This window comes from Mucilaginibacter litoreus, from assembly GCF_042676805.1.
In the GTDB taxonomy this organism is placed as follows: domain Bacteria; phylum Bacteroidota; class Bacteroidia; order Sphingobacteriales; family Sphingobacteriaceae; genus Mucilaginibacter; species Mucilaginibacter litoreus.
The window spans coordinates 23,548-42,775 of record NZ_JBHTHZ010000001.1; the positions used below are offsets into that span (position 1 = coordinate 23,548).

Consider the following 19,228-nt stretch of genomic DNA (forward strand, 5'->3'; position numbering starts at 1 on the left):
AAATATTAAGCAAAAACAGTATGTTCAGTATTCACAGTAATCCTGTCTTTTATAGGGCGGGCGGGGTACCCAACGCATATTTTGTTTGAAGGCAGGCTATTCAATACAGTACTGCGGGCGCCAACGATAGTACCCTTCCCTATTCGCACACCAGATGTGATAAATACATCATTGGTTATCCAGCATTCGTCTTCAATAACTATGGGTTCCGAAAAAATATCAAACGTAGGCACAGTATATACATGCCCGCCGGTATTTAAGTATACATGATGGGCAATAGCTACGTTATTACCAATCAGTATCTCACCTAAGGAATAAATAGTACAGTTATCGCCGATCCATGAGTTATTGCCAACAGTCAGTTTCCAGGGATAAGTAATTTTTGTTGATGGCCTTATCAATACGTTTTTGCCAATTTTTGCCCCAAATAACCGCAATAAAAAACGTCGCCAGCCATAAAGTGCCTGAGGCGACAAGGCAAACAGCGTGCTCTGCACTATCCACCAAAGTTGGGTGGTCACTTTTGAGCGTCCGCGAAAATCGGACGGCACAGTAAATGATTTCAAATCCTGATACTGCATATTGCTATACGGTTAATTGTGAGTGAAGTACTGTTTGAACCTGCTGATAAAGTATTTTGCCATAAAAATTAGCGTACTCAGGCATCAGGTTTTGCTGGTTAAAGCTGCTACCTGCCTTACCTGGTGTTTTGAGGCTGATTTCTCCGGTTTGAAAAGCTTTATAAACATTTTTTATGTATGCATGTACCGAATCTACATCATGTTTGCAAACCCATCCGGCCTGGGGCATTATGTCTTTCCAGATGTAAACATTATCTGATATCAGCACCGGTAAGTCCGACTGCAGCGCTTCTATTACGGATATGCCATAGTTTTCATTCATAGACGGCAGCACAAAACAATCGGCGCCGGCGTAGGCGTTTGCTTTATCATCTCCGGCTAAAAAACCACTGATTGTTACATGTTTTTCGAGGGCAAGGTCTTCAATTAAGCTCCTTATATAAGTTTCATATTTTGTATTACCCTTACCGGCTATCAAAAGTTTACAATTAACAGCGCCTGCCTTATCAATAAATTGATGTAGTGCTTTTAATAATATGTCCAGTCCTTTTTTATAGTCTATCCTTGCTACAAACAAGAGCACAAAATCCTTATCGCTTATATTAAATTTATGCCTAAATGCAGCTCTGCTGCCCTTACAGGTATAGTTAATAGGCAATGGTAATAAGTGGATGTTATCATTTAACCTATTATAAGTTTGCAACAACCTGCCCTCTAATTCTGACGTACAGCAAATTGCTTTTGCATTTCGGGTTATGTTGCTTATCAATACGTTTCCAACGATTTTCTTAAGCGCCTTTTTTTTCTGCAAATCAAACGGGTCAAGCGATCCATGGGGCCATATAACATACGGAACGCCCATTTTATATGCCAAATGCGCTGCCTTAATAGCAGTAGCACCCCACACCTCATGAATCACAATCAGATTATAATTACCAATGTTATCACTTAACCACTCAGAAGCTTTTATTGAGTTACTAAAAACATAAGGAAAGGAAGGCGGAAATAAGTGTACCCTCCCTTTTAATTCTTCATCATATTCCTGCCCATTTGACACCAGCGACAAGACTTCACTTTGATAGCCTAAAGCGTTTTCCATCCTTATGATAGAAAGTATTGCAGAATAAGTACCTCCAAGCTTTTTATCAAATGCACCGATAACGTGTATTATTCTCATTATAAATAAGTGATGTGGTTACAGATTTTGATAGATATTTAAATATTGCTGTGCAATTGAAGCCTTTGAAAACCTTTTTGTATTTAAAAATCCTTTAGCTATAAGGTTGTTCTTTAACTCATTATCAGCCGCCAGCTTTTCTATGCCAGCCCTTATTGAGCTTATGTCATACGGATCAACAAAATATGCCCCGTCTGCTGCTACTTCGGGCATCGATGAACAGTTTGAACATATAACCGGGATACCTGCTGCCTGGGCTTCTAATATGGGCATTCCAAACCCTTCGTGCGTTGATGTGTAGCAAAGTATATCACTCTTTTTAAACTCCTCATACAACTCGTTGATGGTTAAATCATATTTATTTATATAATTGATTTGCCTGGCCTTAAGTTGTATTAAGATATTTTCTGGTAGTTTGCCTACAATGGTAAGGGTGCAGTCAAGACCTTCAATGGCTTGCAATAAGCGGTCGATATTTTTATTAGGTGTAGTGCCTATCTGCAATAAATTAACAGTGGGTGTTTTTTTTACCGGTTTTAGAAATGGTTGATAAATTTCATCAACAAAATTACCTATCACGGCTATTTTGGTTTCATCAACCTTAACATATTTTAAAAGATCCTGCCGGGTAGTTTCTGAAACTACTGTTACGCGGTGTGCAAATTTCACCGGCAGGTAAACCCAAATCAGCCAGTATATGAGCCTGGCGGCCGGGCTTTTATTCAACATAAACCCTAGATCGTGTATGGTTAGTACACGTTTGCAAAACCATGCCCCTAATATGGTATAATGCACATCGCCGGTAACATGAATAATCTTCTCTTTATAGGCGGTTATAGAAAACAAGTTTCTTAATCTGTTAAGCAGGCCTTTACTATAATAGCTTAATTGCTTGTTTACAATTTCAACATTTCCCCTTTTTAAATAAGCCGACAGGTTGTAAAAAAGATATTCAATACTGATCTGCCCTTCAAAAGGCTTTCTGAATACTAAAACAATTTGCTTCATCAAACTAAAGGATACTTAATTAAGTGCGGGCTCAATAGTTTGTGTATTGCCACCAGCAAAAGCAGGGCTTGATACAGTTGCAAGTACACTCTCCAGAATATTTGTTTGATCCAGATGCTTTTCAACATAATTGCGGCCATTGCTTCTTTGTATAGAAAAGTTTTGCAGGCAACAGTTAAGTATAGCTTTCTCTAAGGCATGGTTATCCTCTGCAGGTATTAAAACACCCATATTGTATTCACTTATCATTTCATACAAATTGCAACCCGGGTCGGCGGTAACTAAAGCCAGGCCGCCAACGGCAAGTATGTTGGTTAACTTTGACGGCATCATCAAATCGCAGGCTTTTTTCTTTTGTATCACAAGATGTACATCTGCCATATTTAAAAACCGGTTAAATACATCTAATTGCTGAAGTGGTAAAAAGAAAAAGTTTTTTAACCCTTTCTCTTGGGCCATTTCCATCAATCTATCCTTGTAAGGCCCCGTTCCGCATATCACAAACTTTATGAATGGGTGGGCTTTTAAATTGATGGCAATGTCTATAAGCGCCTCCAGACCTTGCTTTTCGCCAATACTGCCGGAGTACAACACTATTTTATCCTTTTCATTAAATCCCCAATGGCTTTTGGCCTGCAAATCGTTTTCTATGGGCCAAAAATTATTTACAGCAACCCAATTGGGGAAATAGATTACCTCTTTAGTGGTTTTGAGGGCTATTTTCTTTTTCATTCCCAGGGCAACTGTAGTAACAAAATCACAACTTTCAAGAATATAGCGTTCAATACCAAACAATATTTTAAACACCAATTGCGATTTGAGGATGTTTAAATCCCGGGCGGCCTCGATTTGCATATCATGGATATGATATACCAGCTTACCACCTTTAAAAAAGCGATAAAACAGGCCTAAAAAGCCCAACAGGAATGGCGGCGCCATGCAGAAAATAATATCATGGGATGGCTTAAACAACAACCTGAGCACCACGAAAAAGGCGGTTAAGCAAAACGTCATTTCGTGAATTATCCTTTTTAACCCTGATGGCTTAGCAGGTACATACATTGGGCACCTGTAAACGTATTGATTACCATCGGCCAATATTTCTTTTTTATACCAGTTACCTTTATACGGCAACTGCATTTTCCAGTTGGGATAATATGGAAAGGATGTAACCACCGTGCATTGATAATTATTATCAGATAGCCAGTTAGCCATTTCGCCTGTATACTTACCAATACCTGTAAGCTCCGGATAAAAATTTATACCCAGGATCAAAACACTTTTTTTATTTGCCATAATATTAGGTTTAGATCAATATTTATTAGGAAATACCGATGATTTAAGGTGGTACTTACGTGCCTCTTGAGCGATTAGGAAAACACGGCTGGTTAATTATATAGCTTCGCCATTTCGCTTACATAAGCGGTATTTTTAAAAGCCATATTTATCTGAGAAATTGAATAAATATGATGACCTTAAATTAGTAAGGATATAAGCCGGAAAGTAGCGATTTGACGAGATGTAACGCCAATTGTGAACTTTAGAGAAGTTATGTAAATTTATTTCCCAATCAATATGAAATCATATATGATTTAAGTAATAATAATTACACATTAATATGAATATCAATTTGAATTTTCAGTACTGTCAGGTTAAAAAAAAGCCTAATTAGTCTTACTTATCTACTTAATTGGAAGAAATCCGTAAATAATTTTGCGTAAACAACCTACATAAATAGGTTTCAATTTATGCAACAAAATATATATCGGCAATAGGTTTTTTCAGTGTATACTTTTGGTTTCAATTAAAATTGAAAAGTTTAAACATTATTTATAACGATATGTTATTTCCTAAAAAGAAATAGAGATGAAGAGATTAATTATAACAGTAGTATTAGGTACAGCGTTGATGCTTGGCGCGTGTAAGGGAAATGGAAGTACAAGCGGCGATGCCGATGCAGGTAAGTCTGATTCTGTAAGTTTAAATGATGGCACTGGCGCACCAGGCTCAGGAACAGGCTCTGCAGGCCAGGGCACCGTAGGCGACTCTACCCAAACACCACAAGACACTGTAAATGGTGCACCCCAGCCAAAAAGTTCAGACACTTTAAAACAGCGATAAAAAAAAACGCATAAGTAAAACAACTTATGCGTTTTTTTTAAATACTTTTAAGGTATAACAAGAGCCGTTCCCTTTGCAAAACATTAATTTATATTCCACAAATCTGTATCCTTCAGGTGCTGCAATGATGCAGCTCATTTTCTTCGCTATAAGTTTTAACTATCTTCCATAGAATTAATCGATTGGGATCAGATAAATCTGTATCTTACTTTTACATTATAATCAACCTTGGTTCAATTATAAACTTAACTCTATGGAAAAGGAATCAAACGACATCAGCAAATGCCCATTTCATAACGGCAGTATGAAACAGAACGTTGGCGGTGGCGGCACCCGTAACCGCGACTGGTGGCCAAACCAATTAAAACTGAATATACTGCGCCAAAACTCAGCGCTTAGCAACCCTATGGGCGCAGACTTTAACTATGCAGAGGAATTCAAAAGTTTGGACCTGGAAGCAGTAAAGCAAGATCTTCATGCGTTAATGACAGACTCGCAGGATTGGTGGCCAGCAGATTTTGGGCACTACGGTGGTTTATTCATCCGTATGGCATGGCATAGTGCTGGTACTTACCGTGTAACTGACGGCCGCGGAGGTGGTGGTGCAGGCTTGCAGCGTTTTGCGCCACTTAATAGCTGGCCGGATAATGTAAGCCTTGATAAAGCGCGCAGGCTGCTTTGGCCCATCAAACAAAAGTATGGTCGCAAATTATCATGGGCCGACCTTTTGATACTGGCCGGTAATATCGCGCTCGAATCAATGGGATTTAAAACCTTTGGCTTTGCAGGTGGCCGTGCCGATGTTTGGGAAGCTGACGAATCTGTTTACTGGGGATCTGAAACCACCTGGCTGGGTAATGATAAGCGTTACCCTGAAGGAAAACCGGGTGCAGATGAAGGACATGGTATTGTACCAACCGACGAGGATGCCGATGGTAATATACATGCGCGTAACCTTGAAAAACCGCTTGCAGCAGCACACATGGGCTTAATATACGTTAATCCTGAAGGCCCGGATGGTAACCCCGACCCTATTATGGCAGCGAGGGATATCCGTGAAACATTTGGCCGCATGGCAATGAACGATGAGGAAACTGTTGCACTGATTGCCGGCGGACACAGCTTTGGTAAAACACATGGGGCCGCCCCTTCTGATAATGTGGGTAAAGAACCAGAGGCCGCAGATATTGAATTGCAAGGCTTTGGCTGGAATAACAGTTTTGGCTCTGGCAAAGGCCCTGACACCATTACCAGCGGTTTGGAAGTTACCTGGAGCAAAACGCCAACGCAATGGAGCAATAACTTTTTTGAAAACCTTTTTGGCTTTGAGTGGGAACTGACCAAAAGCCCGGGTGGTGCACATCAATGGGTTGCCAAAACCGATGAACATATCATTCCGGATGCGTATGACAGCGAAAAGAAACATCGCCCTACCATGCTCACTACCGATCTTGCCTTAAGGTTTGATCCGTCATATGAAAAAATTTCAAGGCGTTTTCTTGATGATCATGAGGCCTTTTCTGATGCCTTTGCCCGCGCGTGGTTTAAGTTAACACACCGTGATATGGGCCCTCGGGCACGTTACCTCGGGCCTGATGTACCACAGGAAGAACTGCTTTGGCAGGATAATATCCCTGCGGTTGATCATGAGCTGGTTGACGAGGCAGATATCACTACACTGAAAGCAAAGCTGTTAACATCGGGTTTAAGCGTAGCTGAACTGGTAGGTACGGCATGGGCTGCTGCCTCCACTTTCCGCGGATCGGATAAACGCGGTGGTGCAAATGGCGCCCGTATCCGCCTGGCCCCTCAGCGCTACTGGCAGGTTAATAACCCGGCACAGTTACAAAAGGCATTAAACGTACTTGAAGGTTTGCAAAATAATTTCAACGGCGCCCAGCAAGGTGGTAAAAAAATCTCCCTTGCCGATCTGATAGTACTTGCAGGTGTTGCAGGTATTGAAAAAGCTGCAAGAGATGCAGGCCATAACATTACCGTGCCGTTTACGCCGGGACGCGGAGATGCAACTCAGGAACAAACTGATGTTGAATCATTTGGTTACCTTGAGCCACAGGCTGATGGTTTCCGCAGCTATCGCAAAAAAGGCTCAGGCGTATCAACAGAAGAGTTACTGATAGATAAGGCACAGTTGCTTACGCTTACTGCTCCTGAGCTGACAGTATTAATGGGTGGTTTAAAAGTTATCAATATCAATTATGACGGCTCAAGCCATGGTATACTTACATCACGCCCGGGGCAACTAACTAACGATTGGTTTATAAACCTACTGGATATGCGTACTGCATGGAAAGCTGCATCACCTGACAAAGAGGTTTATGAAGGCAGCGACCGTACTACCGGACAGCAAAAATGGACCGCTACACGTGCCGACCTGGTATTCGGCTCAAACTCTGAACTAAGGGCCGTTGCAGAAGTTTATGCAGCAAATGATGCGCAGCAAAAATTTGTGAATGACTTTGTTGCTGCTTGGAACAAGGTCATGAATGCAGACAGATTCTGATCTGACAGGTTACTGTTTCACGTAACTTATAATAAAAAGCTATCTCTTGGTTGAGATAGCTTTTTTTATAAAACATCACACTGTTACTCCCAAATAGATTTCACATTAAAAACTTCAAGGTTTTTCACTTCAATATTATTTCCCCAGAAATTAAAGCCTACATTGTTATTAGGCTCGGCCTTTCTTGAAATAGAGTAAGAGTAAGCGCCGTTATCTATAAAAACCTCTATAGATGTCCTGTCGATATAAATATCAGCCGTTAATTGCATACTGGTCATGTCTTCCGGCGAATAAAATACACCGTTGATCAGGTTGGAGTTCATATCGTAGTCTATTATATGCTGACCAAAAAAGTTAAGCCCTGCACTGGTAGCATGCGAAAGTTTAACAGTAGTACGGATGCGCAGGCGATCTTTTCCGTTAAAGGCTTTTAACTTTTCGCTTGCGTCGTCAGCACTTAAATTACTCCATTGTGCCGCTTTATCAAATAATTGTTCGGTTTCTTTAATCGGTGTGCTAAATAATCTTACCCCGTTTTTAGTGGTCTTTAATTTCAATTCCGTTGGTAAAAGCATCATGCCGTTAAAAGGCATACCCGGATGATCGATTCTCGACCAGCCGATCTGTATTCTCCTCCCATCGCTTTCAGGGATGTTTGTAAAAGTTTGCGCAGCGTAAATGGTACCCGTTGTAAAATAGTGCTTGCCCGATTCCGGCTTAAAAGTCTTGCCATCAAACGAGCCGATCATGTAAGTATCTGATGCGCCATACATTACCCATTTAGCTTTGCTTTTATCGCCATCAACAGGTAACTCAAACAGATCCGGACACTCCCAAAAGCCGCTAACATGGCTTTGAAATTTCCAGTCTTTCAAATCATTGGAGTTATATATTGAATGCCCATCGCGCTCGTTCAGTACCAGTACCCAATGTTTGCCTGGCGCGTACCAAAACACACGCGGGTCGCGCGTATCGCGACTCTTCCATTTTTCTTTTGAATCGATAAGCGGGTTCTTGCTGTACTTCGTCCAGGTACGTCCCCTATCCAAACTATAGGCCATGCACTGCACCTCCCGGTCTTTCATTTCAGTGGTGTAGGTAGCAATCATAGCAGGTGTATTGCCTTTATTAAAGCCAGCCGTGTTGTTGTAGTCGATTACTGCAGAGCCAGAGAACATCGTACCAAGCGTATCCGGAGTTAACGCCACCGATAGTTCCTGCCAGTATATCATGTCCTTACTTACCGCATGACCCCAGGTCATATTTTCCCACTCCTTTTCGTAGGGATTATGCTGGTAAAACAAGTGGTATTCACCTTCGTAATAAATTAGACCATTGGGGTCGTTTATCCATCCACGGCGGGTAGTAAAATGATACTGCGGGCGGTTTTTTTCATGGTACATGGAGTCCTGCCCTGCAATCTTATCGTCCTGATATATTTTAGTGAGGCCGGCCTGGTCTCCGTCGTAATTTATAGTAACAGTTTTCCCTTTTAACGCCGAAACATCAGAGAATACCCAATACTCTGGTTTGTCAGTTGCCAGCCTTATCTTAAAGTAGCGTTCAGTTTTACCGCTAACCATAAAACGCATTTCATGCCTTTCTACATTTTGCGATACAGGAAAGTTCAAATATTTTTTAGTAATCTTGATGCGGATGTTTGCTGCCGTTACCTGCATTGAAACACAAAAGCAAAAGCCAAGTAAGGCCAGTGATCTTAAGAAAGCTTTCATAGTTGAAGGTTTGGTGCAAATTAAACATTCAACCGCTTGTTTCAAATATCCTCGACATACGATGAAAATTCCATTTCAAGTTACAGGCAAATTTTTACCACTCAGCTTACGTACAATATAAGGCAGGGATAACCCCTGAACGAGTATGGATAGCAGCACTACCCCAATCGATAAAAAAATAATTTCATTACGCATGGGGAATGGTACCCCATTCTCCAGTGTTGTGGGTATACCTATGGCGATAGCCAGCGATACAATGCCGCGCATGCCCGACCAGGAAATGATAAAACTTGTTTTTGAGTCGAACAATGCATCTTCGCTAACTTTTCTTTTTCGCCGTTGAAAAGCCTTTCGCAAATCATTTTGCTGACCGTAAACCCTTACCATCCGCACCAACAAGGCCATAAAGGTAATGGCGGCTGCATAACCAATGTAAGGCCATACCTGCGCATCAGGCATTCTCTTAAGTACTATCGGGAACTGCAAACCTATCAGCAGGAAGATCAATCCATTTAATAAGAAGATTATTACATCCCAAAAATGCCGCGACTGCTGTTTAATCCGATCGGACGCTTTCTCTCTTGTAAGCCTCGACATGCCTAATCCTAAAATAACAACCGCTATAACACCCGAAACCTTAAAATGCTCAGCCGTTAAGTAAGTTACAAATGGCATTAACAGCAGCAAACTAATAACAACCAGATCATTTGTTCGAAAGAAACGTAATACGATACTCAACACTCTGCTAATGATGATACCAACAAGCACACCCCCGCCTAAAACCAATAGAAACTGAAGCGCAGCCTGCCATAAAACAAATGCTATACCCGTTACAGCAGCAATGGCAAAACGGTACGCTATCAACGCCGAAGCATCATTAACCAGGCTTTCGCCCTCTAATATGGTAATAGTTTTATGAGGTAAACCTAAGCCTTTTGTTATTCCTATTGCGGCCACTGCATCTGTTGCAGATAAAATGGCACCTAACACAAATGACAGTGGCCAGGTCATGCCTGGGATAAGGTAATGAACTGTTACCGCAATAGCTACGGTAGTGATAAATACAAGACCTATTGAGAGTGTACCAATTGTATGAATGTTAGTTTTAAATTCCTGGAAAGAGATATTAAAGGAAGCATCATACAGCAACGGAGGCAGAAATAGCAGCATGATAATTTCAGGATTAATCTCAATACCCGGCATTGCAGGCATAAACCCAATTGCAATACCGGCTAACAGCAGCAGCACAGGTACCGGGATCTTAATCTTTTCTGCAATGCCCGACACCCCTATCATAAGTGCCATTATTAACAATATAAGCGTATAGTTTTCCATAGATAAAAACAAGTATACAAACTTTATCCAAGTCCTCTGCCTGTGGCACATTCATACCTGTGCATGGATGCAGGCTTTACTGTCTGCCTACGTTTTGTGGTAGCTTACAGCAGCTGCTTGGTAATAATGGTATGGCATACTAAATACTGTTCTTGATTTTAATATTTGAATTATGCTATTAAGATCATTATGGCGAAACTGTGGATGCTATACCTTTCTATTTTTTCATATGCAAAATTGGTGGGTTTGTGACTGTGAGGTACAGCAGCCAGTACAAGGTAATGTGAGCACTTATATGCATATCTATAGCTATAATAGCTATCAGAAATTACTTAGACTACAGCTTACTTCACAACGATTGTTACTCAATACTGCTATTGTTTAGCAAGTAAAAGAAAAAAAAATACTGGGTAGAAAAGTTAAATAATAATCAGGCAGATGCTCGATTAACCAACATCATTTAAGAACAATGATACTTACTGATTAACTATGCAAACCAGGTTAGTTATGTTTACGCGATTTTGAAAAGTTCTTTATCAATATATAAACAGATGCGACGAATACAACTAAATAGATAGCTGCTAAGGCGGGTTTCTCAAATTTTAAATTTTGGGAGTCAAATTGCTTTAACAATTCCACGCCCAATATAATTGCCACGATACTTAATGTAAATGTTGGTACCTTTTTAGTTTCCATATTTATAATTTATCATTCAATCTTAAAGCATAATTAATTGCAGGTATTTTTAGGAACTGATGCCGATGGGTCAGGATTTAAAACCTAAATCGATTATTATTCCTAAAAACACAACTGCTAAAGAAAAAGTAATCATACCTAAAATATAGGCGGCAAGTGCCTTGAAATACGAACCAGGTTTCCTGTGATCAAAAAACTGTCCTATTGCCCAGGTGGAGTAGCCCATACATATTATACCCGCAAGCCCCATTATATTAAACTTGGTAATACCCGCAAAAAGAGTAAACAACGCCAGTATCAGCATCATCATACCCATAACAAAACAAAGCACAATCAATATTTCAAAAACGTTGTAGCCCTGTCGTTTAAACAACAGCTTCAACCAACTGGCAATAAATAAACCCATTATAATATTTGCATATCCATAGTGCGAACTTATCCACGAAAAAATGGCGTTTATTGCAGTGTGTTTGTTGCCCTGATAGTTTATATATCCTGTTTCCAATTCAAAAAAATGGCTTACAGCAGAATATACCAAAGAAGTAACGATAATGAATATTACCGGCTTTACTAACCGGCTCCGGTTATCAGTAATAAACTCTTTAACGTTTTGCCCCGGACGGATCAATAACTCTTTTATAGTATATAATATCCCTTTTTCAAAATGTAAGATATGCTGCAGTTCATGAAGTATGTAATGACTATCAACCCTTGGTAATTTTGAAGGCTGCCCGCATGAACTGCAGAATTTTCCAGTTAACGGGCTTTTACATGTTCCGCATTGCCCTATGGCCTCTTTTATTTCATATTTTAAAACTGTCTCTTCCACTGAATGTGATTCCCGGTGTTGGTGTTGACCCCGAAGGTCATGTTTTAATTGCTTTGTATTCCTACACTTGAGTGTAGATTTTGTAATTTGGCAGTAATTATACCAATGGATAACAAAGACTTTTCAAGCCTTCTGACCAAGAACAAAATCGGACCGATTTACGATAATGAACGGCCTCAAAAAGACAACTACCTTGAGGTAGTCAAATCCTTTGCACGGCTGACCTATGAAAGTATTTATATTATAAATTATGAAAAAATGGGGTTTGAATACGTTTCCGACAATCCCCTGTTTTTATGCGGTTATACTGCAGAAGAAGTATTGGCAATGGGTTATGAGTTCTACTTTAAAAATGTTCCTGAAAGTGATCTGCAATTACTAACAGTAATTAATAACGCCGGATTTGATTTTTATGACAAGTTGCCAGCTGAAGACCGCATGATGTATAGCATCACTTATGATTTTAACCTGACGAATAAAGATGGCAGGCAACTCCTTATTAATCATAAACTTACTCCCTTATTCCTTAACGCCGAAAAAAAAATATGGAAAGCCATGTGCATCGTATCCATATCTCATCAAAAAAAAGCGGGTAACGTTTATATATATAAACAAGGAAGTGCGGATAGATGGGAACTGGATACAATACACGCTATCTGGCGCAAATCGTTAAAACCACAACTTACCAAAAGAGAATTGGAAATACTACGCCTGCATGCCCGCAGATTTTCAATAAACGAGATAGCGGAAATGATATTTGTTGCTCCTGATACAGTTAAATATTACAGGAGACGAATATTTGATAAATTAAAAGTAAGTAACATGGCAGAGGCGCTTTTTTATGCAATTGAAAGTAAAATTATTTAAGTGGTTAAATTGAATGTTTTAAAATGTTGTGCAAATAAAATTTTAAAACACCTGTAAGGTTAGCGGGCGCCGGCCTACTAAGCCAATAAAACAAACCACATCAAATGAGAACATTCAAATTAAAAGCTATCTGTATAGCAACTGCTGCTGCATTATTTCTATCGGTAACTACTCATGCTCAAAGTAAAATGAGCAAAATGAAAAAAGACACTACCAAAATGTCTAAAATGGATCACCAGAAAACCCATGGCAAAATGGATAAGGTGGGTAAGTCTGGGAAGATGGATAAAATGAAAAAAGACACCAGTAAGATGTAGTTTAATGTGCAGGTGGGTTTATCCCGCCTGCTTCTAATTAATTTAAAATTTTATGATCAGGATATTTACTATTGTAAGCATTACATTGCTAACATTCATGACTGTTACACGGTCAGGCGCAAAGCCGTTAATGAAAAGCCAGACCGACACGCTTAAGACACAAACTTATCCGGAAATCCCGACCGACATTAGTCCTCTGTTGATCGGCGAAAAAATCCCGGTGGTTAAACTTCCGGCGGCAGATGGCCGGCTTTATGACCTTAATGCCGCGGTTTCGCAAAAGCCCACCATATTGGTATTTTACCGGGGTGGCTGGTGTCCTTTTTGTAACCGGGAACTGGCGGGCATACAAAGCATTCAGGCTGATCTGGTTAAAATGGGTTACCAGATCATTGCCATTAGTACCGACAGCCCCAGCAATTTGAGCAAGTCGGCTGAAAAGAACCAATTGACCTATACCTTACTTTCCGACGCCGATCTTGCCGTTTCCAAACAATTCGGGCTGGCCTTTAAGGCACCGGAAGGTTACTCTAAAACGCTGGAAACAGGTTCAGAAGGAAAGAATACGGAAAAGTTGTTGCCTGTACCTTCAGTGTTCATCCTCGACAAAAAAGGAGCTATTCAATTTGAATATATTAACCCTGATTACCGTCAGCGCATTAGTACCGAATTGATGACGGCTGTTGCCGGAGCATTGATCAAATCAATAACGGTAAAATGAAAAAATGGTTAAGCTTGTATATTTGCGGCCTACTCTCTACTATGATTATCACTGTTCAAAAAGTTCATGCGCAGCGACAAGACGTTACAGTAAATAGCCCGGGCATCAATTTTAAAACAGAAAAATGGCAGAACATATTGGCTATGGCAAAAAGACAGCATAAACAAATTTTTGTAGATGCTTATGCCCTATGGTGCGCACCCTGCAAACAACTAAAAGCGCAAACTTTTAAAGATCAGAAGGTCGCTGATTACTTTAACCGGCAATTTATTAATGTATCAATAGATATAGAAAAAGGTGACGGTTTGGTTTTGGCCGATGAGTTTGACATTTCTGCTTACCCAACTTTGTTATGGTTGGACGAAAATGGCAGGCTCATTAAACGGTCAGAAGGTTTTATGAACGCCGAACAGTTGTTAGCTATGGCCAAACATGAAGAAAAACTTAATTGATCAGAGCAAATAACAATAGCAAAAAAAATACATATATTTTGTAAGGTTTACAGGTAGCAACCGACTAATGCGCAAAAACCCTTTAGACCATCGCTAATGATGTTTGACCCGATCAACGATGACCCTATAATCAATAAGACAACTCAACACCGGTTGGAGCCACAGTTATGGGTGGAGCGCCATGCAGATTTCCTGTATAGCTATGCCTGTGTGCGATTAAATGATGACGAGCAATGCCGCGACCTGGTACAGGACACCTTTTTAGCTGCACTTCAAAAAGTGGAAAGCTTTCGCGGCGATGCAAGTGAACGGACCTGGCTAACGGCAATCCTGAAATATAAGGTGATCGATGTTTATCGTAAGCGCTCTGGGGCTTTTGCGGCTAAAGATGAATATGGTACCGCTGCTGACGAAACAGAGTTCTTTGATCCGGATAATCACCACTGGAAACGCGAACACTGGCCCGCATTGTTCGGAGTGGAAGATAAGGACCCGCTACATCATAAAGAATTCATGAACATCCTGCAGCAATGTCTGCAGCGGCTACCGCCGCTATGGATGTCCGTATTCCGCTTAAAGCACCTTGATGACGAGGGAACAGAAATGATCTGCCAGCAAATGAAGATCTCCTCAGCCAACTTTTGGGTGATCATCCACCGTGCGAAAGTGAACCTGAGAGCATGTTTACAAAAAAATTGGATCTGACATGAAAGAACTTAAAACAGAACTGGAAAGGATTGCCTACAATTGCCGGAAGGCCACGTTCCTGATTGAAAAGAAACAGGAAGAAAAGCTTACTCTGAGAGAAAAGCTGGAATTGAAAATCCATCTTGCCGGTTGTTCGATATGCAGGATATACGAAAAGCAAAGCGTGCTGATTGATCTTATGATGAAAAAAATCTTCAAGGAAAATCATAAAGATATCAGATTAGACAGCAACTATAAACTGAACCTTCAAAGACGGATAAACGATCAAATGCTCGGTAACCAATGATAAAATAAGCGGACAAAGCATGAAGCTCATTAAGGAAAAACATTCGCTCGCCATGCGCTGGGCACACTGGGTCAACTTTCCGCTCTTGGGTATTATGATCTGGAGCGGGCTGCTGATTTACTGGGCAAATGATGTATACGAGTTCACGATCTTTGGCCATCGCTTTATAAAGTTCTTTCCGGAATGGTTCTATCAGCTGCTCCACATACCGCACCGGTTATCGGAAGGCATGGCCTTTCATTTTCTGTTCATGTGGTTCTTTACTTTAAACGGCATATTTTACGTCATTTATACGTTAATCTCAGGCGAATGGCGGGAACTCTGGCCGCAGAAACGCTCATTTAAAGAGGCATGGCTGGTGTTGCTGCATGACCTGCACCTGCGCAAAACTGCGCCACCACAGGGCAAATATAACTCGGCCCAACGTATAGTTTATTCAGCCATCATCCTGATGGGAGTTGGTTCTGTGCTGACCGGGTTGGCCATCTACAAGCCGGTACAACTGTACTGGCTAACCTGGCTAATGGGCGGTTACCATCTGGCAAGGATCTGGCATTTTGTACTTACACTCGGTTACGTCTTTTTCTTTGTAATCCATATCATCCAGGTCATCCTTGCTGGTTGGAATAATTTCAGGTCCGTTATTTCCGGTTTTGAAGTGGTGAACGAGCCGGACAAACCCACAAACCATGAAGAAGCAAAAAATTAAGCAGCCGTTAACAGTCGATCAGAAGATCAGGCGTCGCAACTTTCTCTCATTCGGAATCTTCGGCACGTTAGGTGCGGCGGCTTACGGCGGTTGGAAATGGCTTTATCATTCACCCAAAGAAACAGCGGGTGTCACAGCCGGCGCCCACGCTCCGTTACGCCGCGCACTAAACAAGACTGAACTATTCTTTCGCCGGTTAACCTTTAATGAAAGCCATCTGGTTAAAACTTACCCGGTAGAGATGGCCGCAAAAACCGTTCGGCATAATTCAGACATCGGCTCGGAAGGCGACGTTAACATAGATGAATGGCGTTTGAAGATTATTCGGCGAGATAAAAGCACATTAAATATCAGCTACAATGAGATACTGGCGCTGCCTAAAACAGAACTGGTATTTGATTTTAAGTGCGTAGAGGGCTGGGATCAGATACAGCATTGGAGCGGGGTGCGTTTTAATGACTTGCTGTCTCATTTTGAGTTGCACGAAGAAACAAAAATGAGTTATGTGGGCTTGATGACACCTGATGAACAATACTATGTGGGCCTGGATATGCCCAGCGCCATCCATCCACAAACCATCCTGGCTTATGAAATGAATGGCAAGCCGCTGCCTCCAAAACATGGCAAACCACTGCGGCTTATCATTCCTGTTAAATATGGCATCAAGAACCTCAAACGGATTGGCACCATCACCTTCAGCAACAGGCGCCCACCTGATTATTGGGCGGAACAGGGATATGACTACTACTCCGGCCTCTGACCTAAGATATTAAAAATTTGTTGTAAGTATCCTATACGTTGCCCGACAAAGACTAAAAAGCAACATAATGGATCTTAAAAAATCAGGCTACATACTCGGGGTTATCTCGACGATAACTGTTTTGCTATGGATTGGTATATTCAAATTTACGCCGGGGGAAGCGGCGGCGATAAAGGGTTATGTTTCCAACAGTTTCCTGATGAGCTGGCTGTATAATGTCACTTCAGAGCAAGGCGCTTCCAATATCATTGGTATTTACGAGATCACATCAGCTATCTTGCTTATCGCTTCGTTTTGGAATAAAAAGCTTGGGTTGATCGGCGGTTATCTGACCGCTTCAATATTTCTTGGCACATTGAGCTTTCTGATTACAACGCCAGGTGTATGGAGAATAAGTGACGGCATACCGGTCACAGATTTTTTTGTAATTAAAGATTTTGCCTTTCTTGCAGTTGCACTGCAGGTAATTGGTAAAAACAGAAATCCCTAAAACTATATAACAGAAGTAAATTTACAAGGACTCGTTAATTTCAACCAAAATCACTGCTCAGGTGTGATGGCTGCATCTAAGCCTTCATGGGTAATATAAAAAGTAGTGCTATATTATAAGTTTGTCTTTTAATGCCGGCATTGTTTTACTATCTAATTTTAGGAAGAAGTATGCATCATCTGAAGGTGCATACTCCTTTCCGGTTCAATTTAATCTGCAATATGGGCCGGTATCCCGGTTTTATGGGGATCAACATCCGCCGCCAGTACATGCCTGTCTGGATAATCGCCGCCATTTTGCGCCCGGTATGCGATCGGCGCATCTGTAAACAGATTTTCCAGCCGCTTTTCCCATATCCTTTTTTCATCTTCAACTTGTTCTGGTTGTATAAATGCCGAACCATAGATGACGTGGGTTGGCAGTACATCCATTCCAGGATAAAACAATGCCCCATGCGTTAACGGAAAAAGCAATTGTTCAATAGGCCCATTAATACCCCTGGGACTATAATCCGCTTGCGGACCGCCTGCATATACTGATACCAAAGCTCTTTTGCCTTTGAGAATTCCTTCTCCGAAACGAAATTGATTCGTACCGTTTTTATAGCCATAGGCAAAACCAAAAGCGTAAACTCTTTCTATCCATCCTTTCAAAATAGCCGGCATACTGTACCACCATAAAGGGAATTGAAGGATGACCGCATCAGCTGCCAGCAATTTTTGCTGTTCAGCCAGCACATCTGCTGTTTGATTTTGCGTGGCATACGCATTCCCGGACTCATGAATAAACGAAAGCCGATCCTCATTCACCCTTTGCGGAAAATCATGTTCGTCATAAACAGCTTTCCATTTCATGCCATACAGATCCGACAACATGACTTCGTAACCTAACTGTTCAAATTTTTCTATGCTTGTATTTACCATCGTCCTGGTAAGCGAAGTGGGCTCAGGATGGGCAAACACGATCAATATTTTCTTTTTCATGATTAATGAATTATAGTTTATTTGATTTTTACTTTTAACAAGTGATTTATTTGCAAAATATACCCCACCAGGCTATCCTGAATGGGCTTTACCTTCATTCGTCTGAAGGTTAGGATAAAGAATTTAGATGAAGCCCGCCGGATACTTTTAAATCAGTCCCGGTAATGAAGCTGGCTTCGTCGGAGGCCAGGAATGCAACGGCATTTGCCACTTCGGAAGGGTCGCCGAACCTGTTAAGCGGAATGCTGTTCTGTACACCCGAGTTCATTTCACCGATCTGAGTACCGGTCAAACTAACTTTTGTCCAAATTGGCGTATCGATCGGACCAGGTGAAACGATGTTGACCCGGATCCTTCTTGGAGCCAGCTCAATAGCAGCTACCCTTGCTAAGGCGTTTAGTGCCGCCTTACTGGCGCTATAAGCCACGGTATTTGCCATTGCTGTCTCGGCGACAATAGAGGAAAGAAAAATTACTGATCCACCTTCATTCAGGTGAGGAATGAAAGTTTTTAACGTGAAAAATGCTCCCCGGAAATTGATATTCATCTGTTCATCCAGGTGACTGGCGTCGACCTCCGTGATCGGGGCTAACTTAAAAATACCTGCATTGATAAAAAGCACATCTACTTTAGCATTATTTTTGGTCGATTCAGTTACCATTTTCATAATGCCTTCGTGAGTGGATTGGTCTGCTACAATACCCCGAACGCCTAATTGATCCGCTTCTTTTTCCAGCAGTTCACCATTCCGTGCGGTAATAATGACGTCTGCCTCGCATTTTTTAAATAATTTGGCAGTTGCCAACCCGATACCGCTGGAACCGCCCGTAATGACTACTCTTTTATTTTTAAAGTTTTGCATGTTCATTCAATTAATACGAACACAAAACTCCGACAGTAAAAGCTGTTTAAAAATCAGCTATATAAAGAAATT

20 protein-coding genes are annotated in these 19,228 nt (G+C 41.1%); 11 read left to right on the forward strand and 9 right to left on the reverse strand.

All coding sequences use genetic code 11. The features are described 5' to 3' along the window. Positions 1–5 precede the first annotated feature (5 nt). The 4 genes from ACFQZX_RS00115 to ACFQZX_RS00130 are packed head-to-tail and all read right to left on the reverse strand — an operon-like array spanning position 6 to position 4,062. Positions 6–581 (reverse strand): WcaF family extracellular polysaccharide biosynthesis acetyltransferase, encoded by a 576-nt coding sequence (locus ACFQZX_RS00115; RefSeq protein ID WP_377110706.1) that lies wholly within the window; start codon positions 579–581, stop codon positions 6–8. A 4-nt stretch (positions 582–585) separates the two neighbouring features. Further along, positions 586–1,758 carry a glycosyltransferase gene (locus ACFQZX_RS00120; protein ID WP_377110708.1) on the reverse strand — a complete coding sequence of 391 codons (1,173 nt, stop codon included), beginning with the start codon at positions 1,756–1,758 and terminating at the stop codon, positions 586–588. A gap of 18 nt (positions 1,759–1,776) precedes the next feature. After that, complete coding sequence (locus ACFQZX_RS00125) at positions 1,777–2,766, reverse strand: glycosyltransferase family 4 protein (protein WP_377110709.1); 990 nt, start codon at positions 2,764–2,766, stop codon at positions 1,777–1,779. Positions 2,767–2,781: 15 nt separating this feature from the next. After that, on the reverse strand, positions 2,782–4,062 hold the full coding sequence (locus ACFQZX_RS00130; RefSeq protein ID WP_377110710.1) for a WcaI family glycosyltransferase: 1,281 nt from the start codon (positions 4,060–4,062) through the stop codon (positions 2,782–2,784). 570 nt (positions 4,063–4,632) lie between these two features. On the opposite strand from ACFQZX_RS00130, the gene ACFQZX_RS00135 reads away from it, so the two are divergent. Then, positions 4,633–4,887, forward strand: a complete 255-nt coding sequence (locus ACFQZX_RS00135; RefSeq protein WP_377110711.1) for a hypothetical protein — start codon at positions 4,633–4,635, stop codon at positions 4,885–4,887. 253 nt (positions 4,888–5,140) lie between these two features. Then, complete coding sequence (gene katG, locus ACFQZX_RS00140; RefSeq protein WP_377110712.1) at positions 5,141–7,408, forward strand: catalase/peroxidase HPI; 2,268 nt, start codon at positions 5,141–5,143, stop codon at positions 7,406–7,408. An 83-nt stretch (positions 7,409–7,491) separates the two neighbouring features. Here katG and ACFQZX_RS00145 read toward each other — a convergent pair whose 3' ends face one another. From ACFQZX_RS00145 to ACFQZX_RS00155, 3 genes are all read right to left on the reverse strand, one after another. Next, positions 7,492–9,141, reverse strand: a complete 1,650-nt coding sequence (locus tag ACFQZX_RS00145) for a DUF4980 domain-containing protein (protein ID WP_377110713.1) — start codon at positions 9,139–9,141, stop codon at positions 7,492–7,494. A gap of 75 nt (positions 9,142–9,216) precedes the next feature. Beyond that, the gene (locus tag ACFQZX_RS00150; protein ID WP_377110714.1) at positions 9,217–10,476 is read right to left on the reverse strand and encodes a Na+/H+ antiporter; all 1,260 of its coding nucleotides are present in this window, start codon (positions 10,474–10,476) and stop codon (positions 9,217–9,219) included. A gap of 766 nt (positions 10,477–11,242) precedes the next feature. Next, positions 11,243–12,001, reverse strand: a complete 759-nt coding sequence (locus ACFQZX_RS00155) for a DUF3667 domain-containing protein (RefSeq protein WP_377110715.1) — start codon at positions 11,999–12,001, stop codon at positions 11,243–11,245. A 105-nt stretch (positions 12,002–12,106) separates the two neighbouring features. Between ACFQZX_RS00155 and ACFQZX_RS00160 the strand changes: the two genes are divergently transcribed. From ACFQZX_RS00160 to ACFQZX_RS00200, 9 genes are all read left to right on the forward strand, one after another. Further along, on the forward strand, positions 12,107–12,868 hold the full coding sequence (locus ACFQZX_RS00160; RefSeq protein ID WP_377110716.1) for a response regulator transcription factor: 762 nt from the start codon (positions 12,107–12,109) through the stop codon (positions 12,866–12,868). A gap of 104 nt (positions 12,869–12,972) precedes the next feature. Then, a complete protein-coding gene (locus tag ACFQZX_RS00165) occupies positions 12,973–13,185 on the forward strand; it encodes a hypothetical protein (protein ID WP_377110717.1) in 213 nt (70 codons plus the stop codon). Between the two features lie 52 nt (positions 13,186–13,237). Next, the gene (locus tag ACFQZX_RS00170) at positions 13,238–13,906 is read left to right on the forward strand and encodes a peroxiredoxin family protein (RefSeq protein ID WP_377110718.1); all 669 of its coding nucleotides are present in this window, start codon (positions 13,238–13,240) and stop codon (positions 13,904–13,906) included. Positions 13,907–13,947: 41 nt separating this feature from the next. Then, positions 13,948–14,358, forward strand: coding sequence for a thioredoxin family protein (locus tag ACFQZX_RS00175; protein WP_377110719.1), 411 nt, complete (start codon positions 13,948–13,950; stop codon positions 14,356–14,358). A gap of 96 nt (positions 14,359–14,454) precedes the next feature. Beyond that, positions 14,455–15,063, forward strand: coding sequence for a sigma-70 family RNA polymerase sigma factor (locus ACFQZX_RS00180; RefSeq protein ID WP_377110720.1), 609 nt, complete (start codon positions 14,455–14,457; stop codon positions 15,061–15,063). A gap of 1 nt (position 15,064) precedes the next feature. Then, positions 15,065–15,352, forward strand: coding sequence for an anti-sigma factor family protein (locus tag ACFQZX_RS00185; RefSeq protein ID WP_377110721.1), 288 nt, complete (start codon positions 15,065–15,067; stop codon positions 15,350–15,352). 19 nt (positions 15,353–15,371) lie between these two features. Then, positions 15,372–16,061 (forward strand): cytochrome b/b6 domain-containing protein, encoded by a 690-nt coding sequence (locus ACFQZX_RS00190; RefSeq protein WP_377110722.1) that lies wholly within the window; start codon positions 15,372–15,374, stop codon positions 16,059–16,061. Continuing rightward, positions 16,042–16,821 (forward strand): molybdopterin-dependent oxidoreductase, encoded by a 780-nt coding sequence (locus tag ACFQZX_RS00195; RefSeq protein ID WP_377110723.1) that lies wholly within the window; start codon positions 16,042–16,044, stop codon positions 16,819–16,821. Before ACFQZX_RS00190 ends, ACFQZX_RS00195 begins: the two co-directional genes overlap by 20 nt. Positions 16,822–16,888: 67 nt before the next feature. Beyond that, positions 16,889–17,311: a DUF417 family protein gene (locus ACFQZX_RS00200; RefSeq protein ID WP_377110724.1), complete on the forward strand. Its 423-nt coding sequence runs from the start codon at positions 16,889–16,891 to the stop codon at positions 17,309–17,311. A 209-nt stretch (positions 17,312–17,520) separates the two neighbouring features. On the opposite strand, the gene ACFQZX_RS00205 is transcribed toward ACFQZX_RS00200, so the two are convergent. Then, a complete protein-coding gene (locus ACFQZX_RS00205; protein ID WP_377110725.1) occupies positions 17,521–18,294 on the reverse strand; it encodes an NAD(P)H-dependent oxidoreductase in 774 nt (257 codons plus the stop codon). Between the two features lie 109 nt (positions 18,295–18,403). Beyond that, on the reverse strand, positions 18,404–19,156 hold the full coding sequence (locus ACFQZX_RS00210; RefSeq protein ID WP_377110726.1) for an SDR family NAD(P)-dependent oxidoreductase: 753 nt from the start codon (positions 19,154–19,156) through the stop codon (positions 18,404–18,406). Positions 19,157–19,228: the final 72 nt, after the last annotated feature.

Coding starts and splice junctions, on each gene's coding strand:
- ACFQZX_RS00205 (WP_377110725.1), bottom strand. CDS start 18,294: ATGAAAAAGAAAATATTGATCGTGTTTGCCCATCCTGAGCCCACTTCG.
- ACFQZX_RS00210 (WP_377110726.1), bottom strand. CDS start 19,156: ATGCAAAACTTTAAAAATAAAAGAGTAGTCATTACGGGCGGTTCCAGC.
- ACFQZX_RS00160 (WP_377110716.1), top strand. CDS start 12,107: ATGGATAACAAAGACTTTTCAAGCCTTCTGACCAAGAACAAAATCGGA.
- ACFQZX_RS00185 (WP_377110721.1), top strand. CDS start 15,065: ATGAAAGAACTTAAAACAGAACTGGAAAGGATTGCCTACAATTGCCGG.
- ACFQZX_RS00190 (WP_377110722.1), top strand. CDS start 15,372: ATGAAGCTCATTAAGGAAAAACATTCGCTCGCCATGCGCTGGGCACAC.
- ACFQZX_RS00175 (WP_377110719.1), top strand. CDS start 13,948: ATGATTATCACTGTTCAAAAAGTTCATGCGCAGCGACAAGACGTTACA.
- ACFQZX_RS00120 (WP_377110708.1), bottom strand. CDS start 1,758: ATGAGAATAATACACGTTATCGGTGCATTTGATAAAAAGCTTGGAGGT.
- ACFQZX_RS00170 (WP_377110718.1), top strand. CDS start 13,238: ATGATCAGGATATTTACTATTGTAAGCATTACATTGCTAACATTCATG.
- ACFQZX_RS00135 (WP_377110711.1), top strand. CDS start 4,633: ATGAAGAGATTAATTATAACAGTAGTATTAGGTACAGCGTTGATGCTT.
- ACFQZX_RS00195 (WP_377110723.1), top strand. CDS start 16,042: ATGAAGAAGCAAAAAATTAAGCAGCCGTTAACAGTCGATCAGAAGATC.
- katG (WP_377110712.1), top strand. CDS start 5,141: ATGGAAAAGGAATCAAACGACATCAGCAAATGCCCATTTCATAACGGC.
- ACFQZX_RS00200 (WP_377110724.1), top strand. CDS start 16,889: ATGGATCTTAAAAAATCAGGCTACATACTCGGGGTTATCTCGACGATA.
- ACFQZX_RS00115 (WP_377110706.1), bottom strand. CDS start 581: ATGCAGTATCAGGATTTGAAATCATTTACTGTGCCGTCCGATTTTCGC.
- ACFQZX_RS00145 (WP_377110713.1), bottom strand. CDS start 9,141: ATGAAAGCTTTCTTAAGATCACTGGCCTTACTTGGCTTTTGCTTTTGT.
- ACFQZX_RS00180 (WP_377110720.1), top strand. CDS start 14,455: ATGATGTTTGACCCGATCAACGATGACCCTATAATCAATAAGACAACT.
- ACFQZX_RS00130 (WP_377110710.1), bottom strand. CDS start 4,062: ATGGCAAATAAAAAAAGTGTTTTGATCCTGGGTATAAATTTTTATCCG.
- ACFQZX_RS00165 (WP_377110717.1), top strand. CDS start 12,973: ATGAGAACATTCAAATTAAAAGCTATCTGTATAGCAACTGCTGCTGCA.
- ACFQZX_RS00125 (WP_377110709.1), bottom strand. CDS start 2,766: ATGAAGCAAATTGTTTTAGTATTCAGAAAGCCTTTTGAAGGGCAGATC.
- ACFQZX_RS00150 (WP_377110714.1), bottom strand. CDS start 10,476: ATGGAAAACTATACGCTTATATTGTTAATAATGGCACTTATGATAGGG.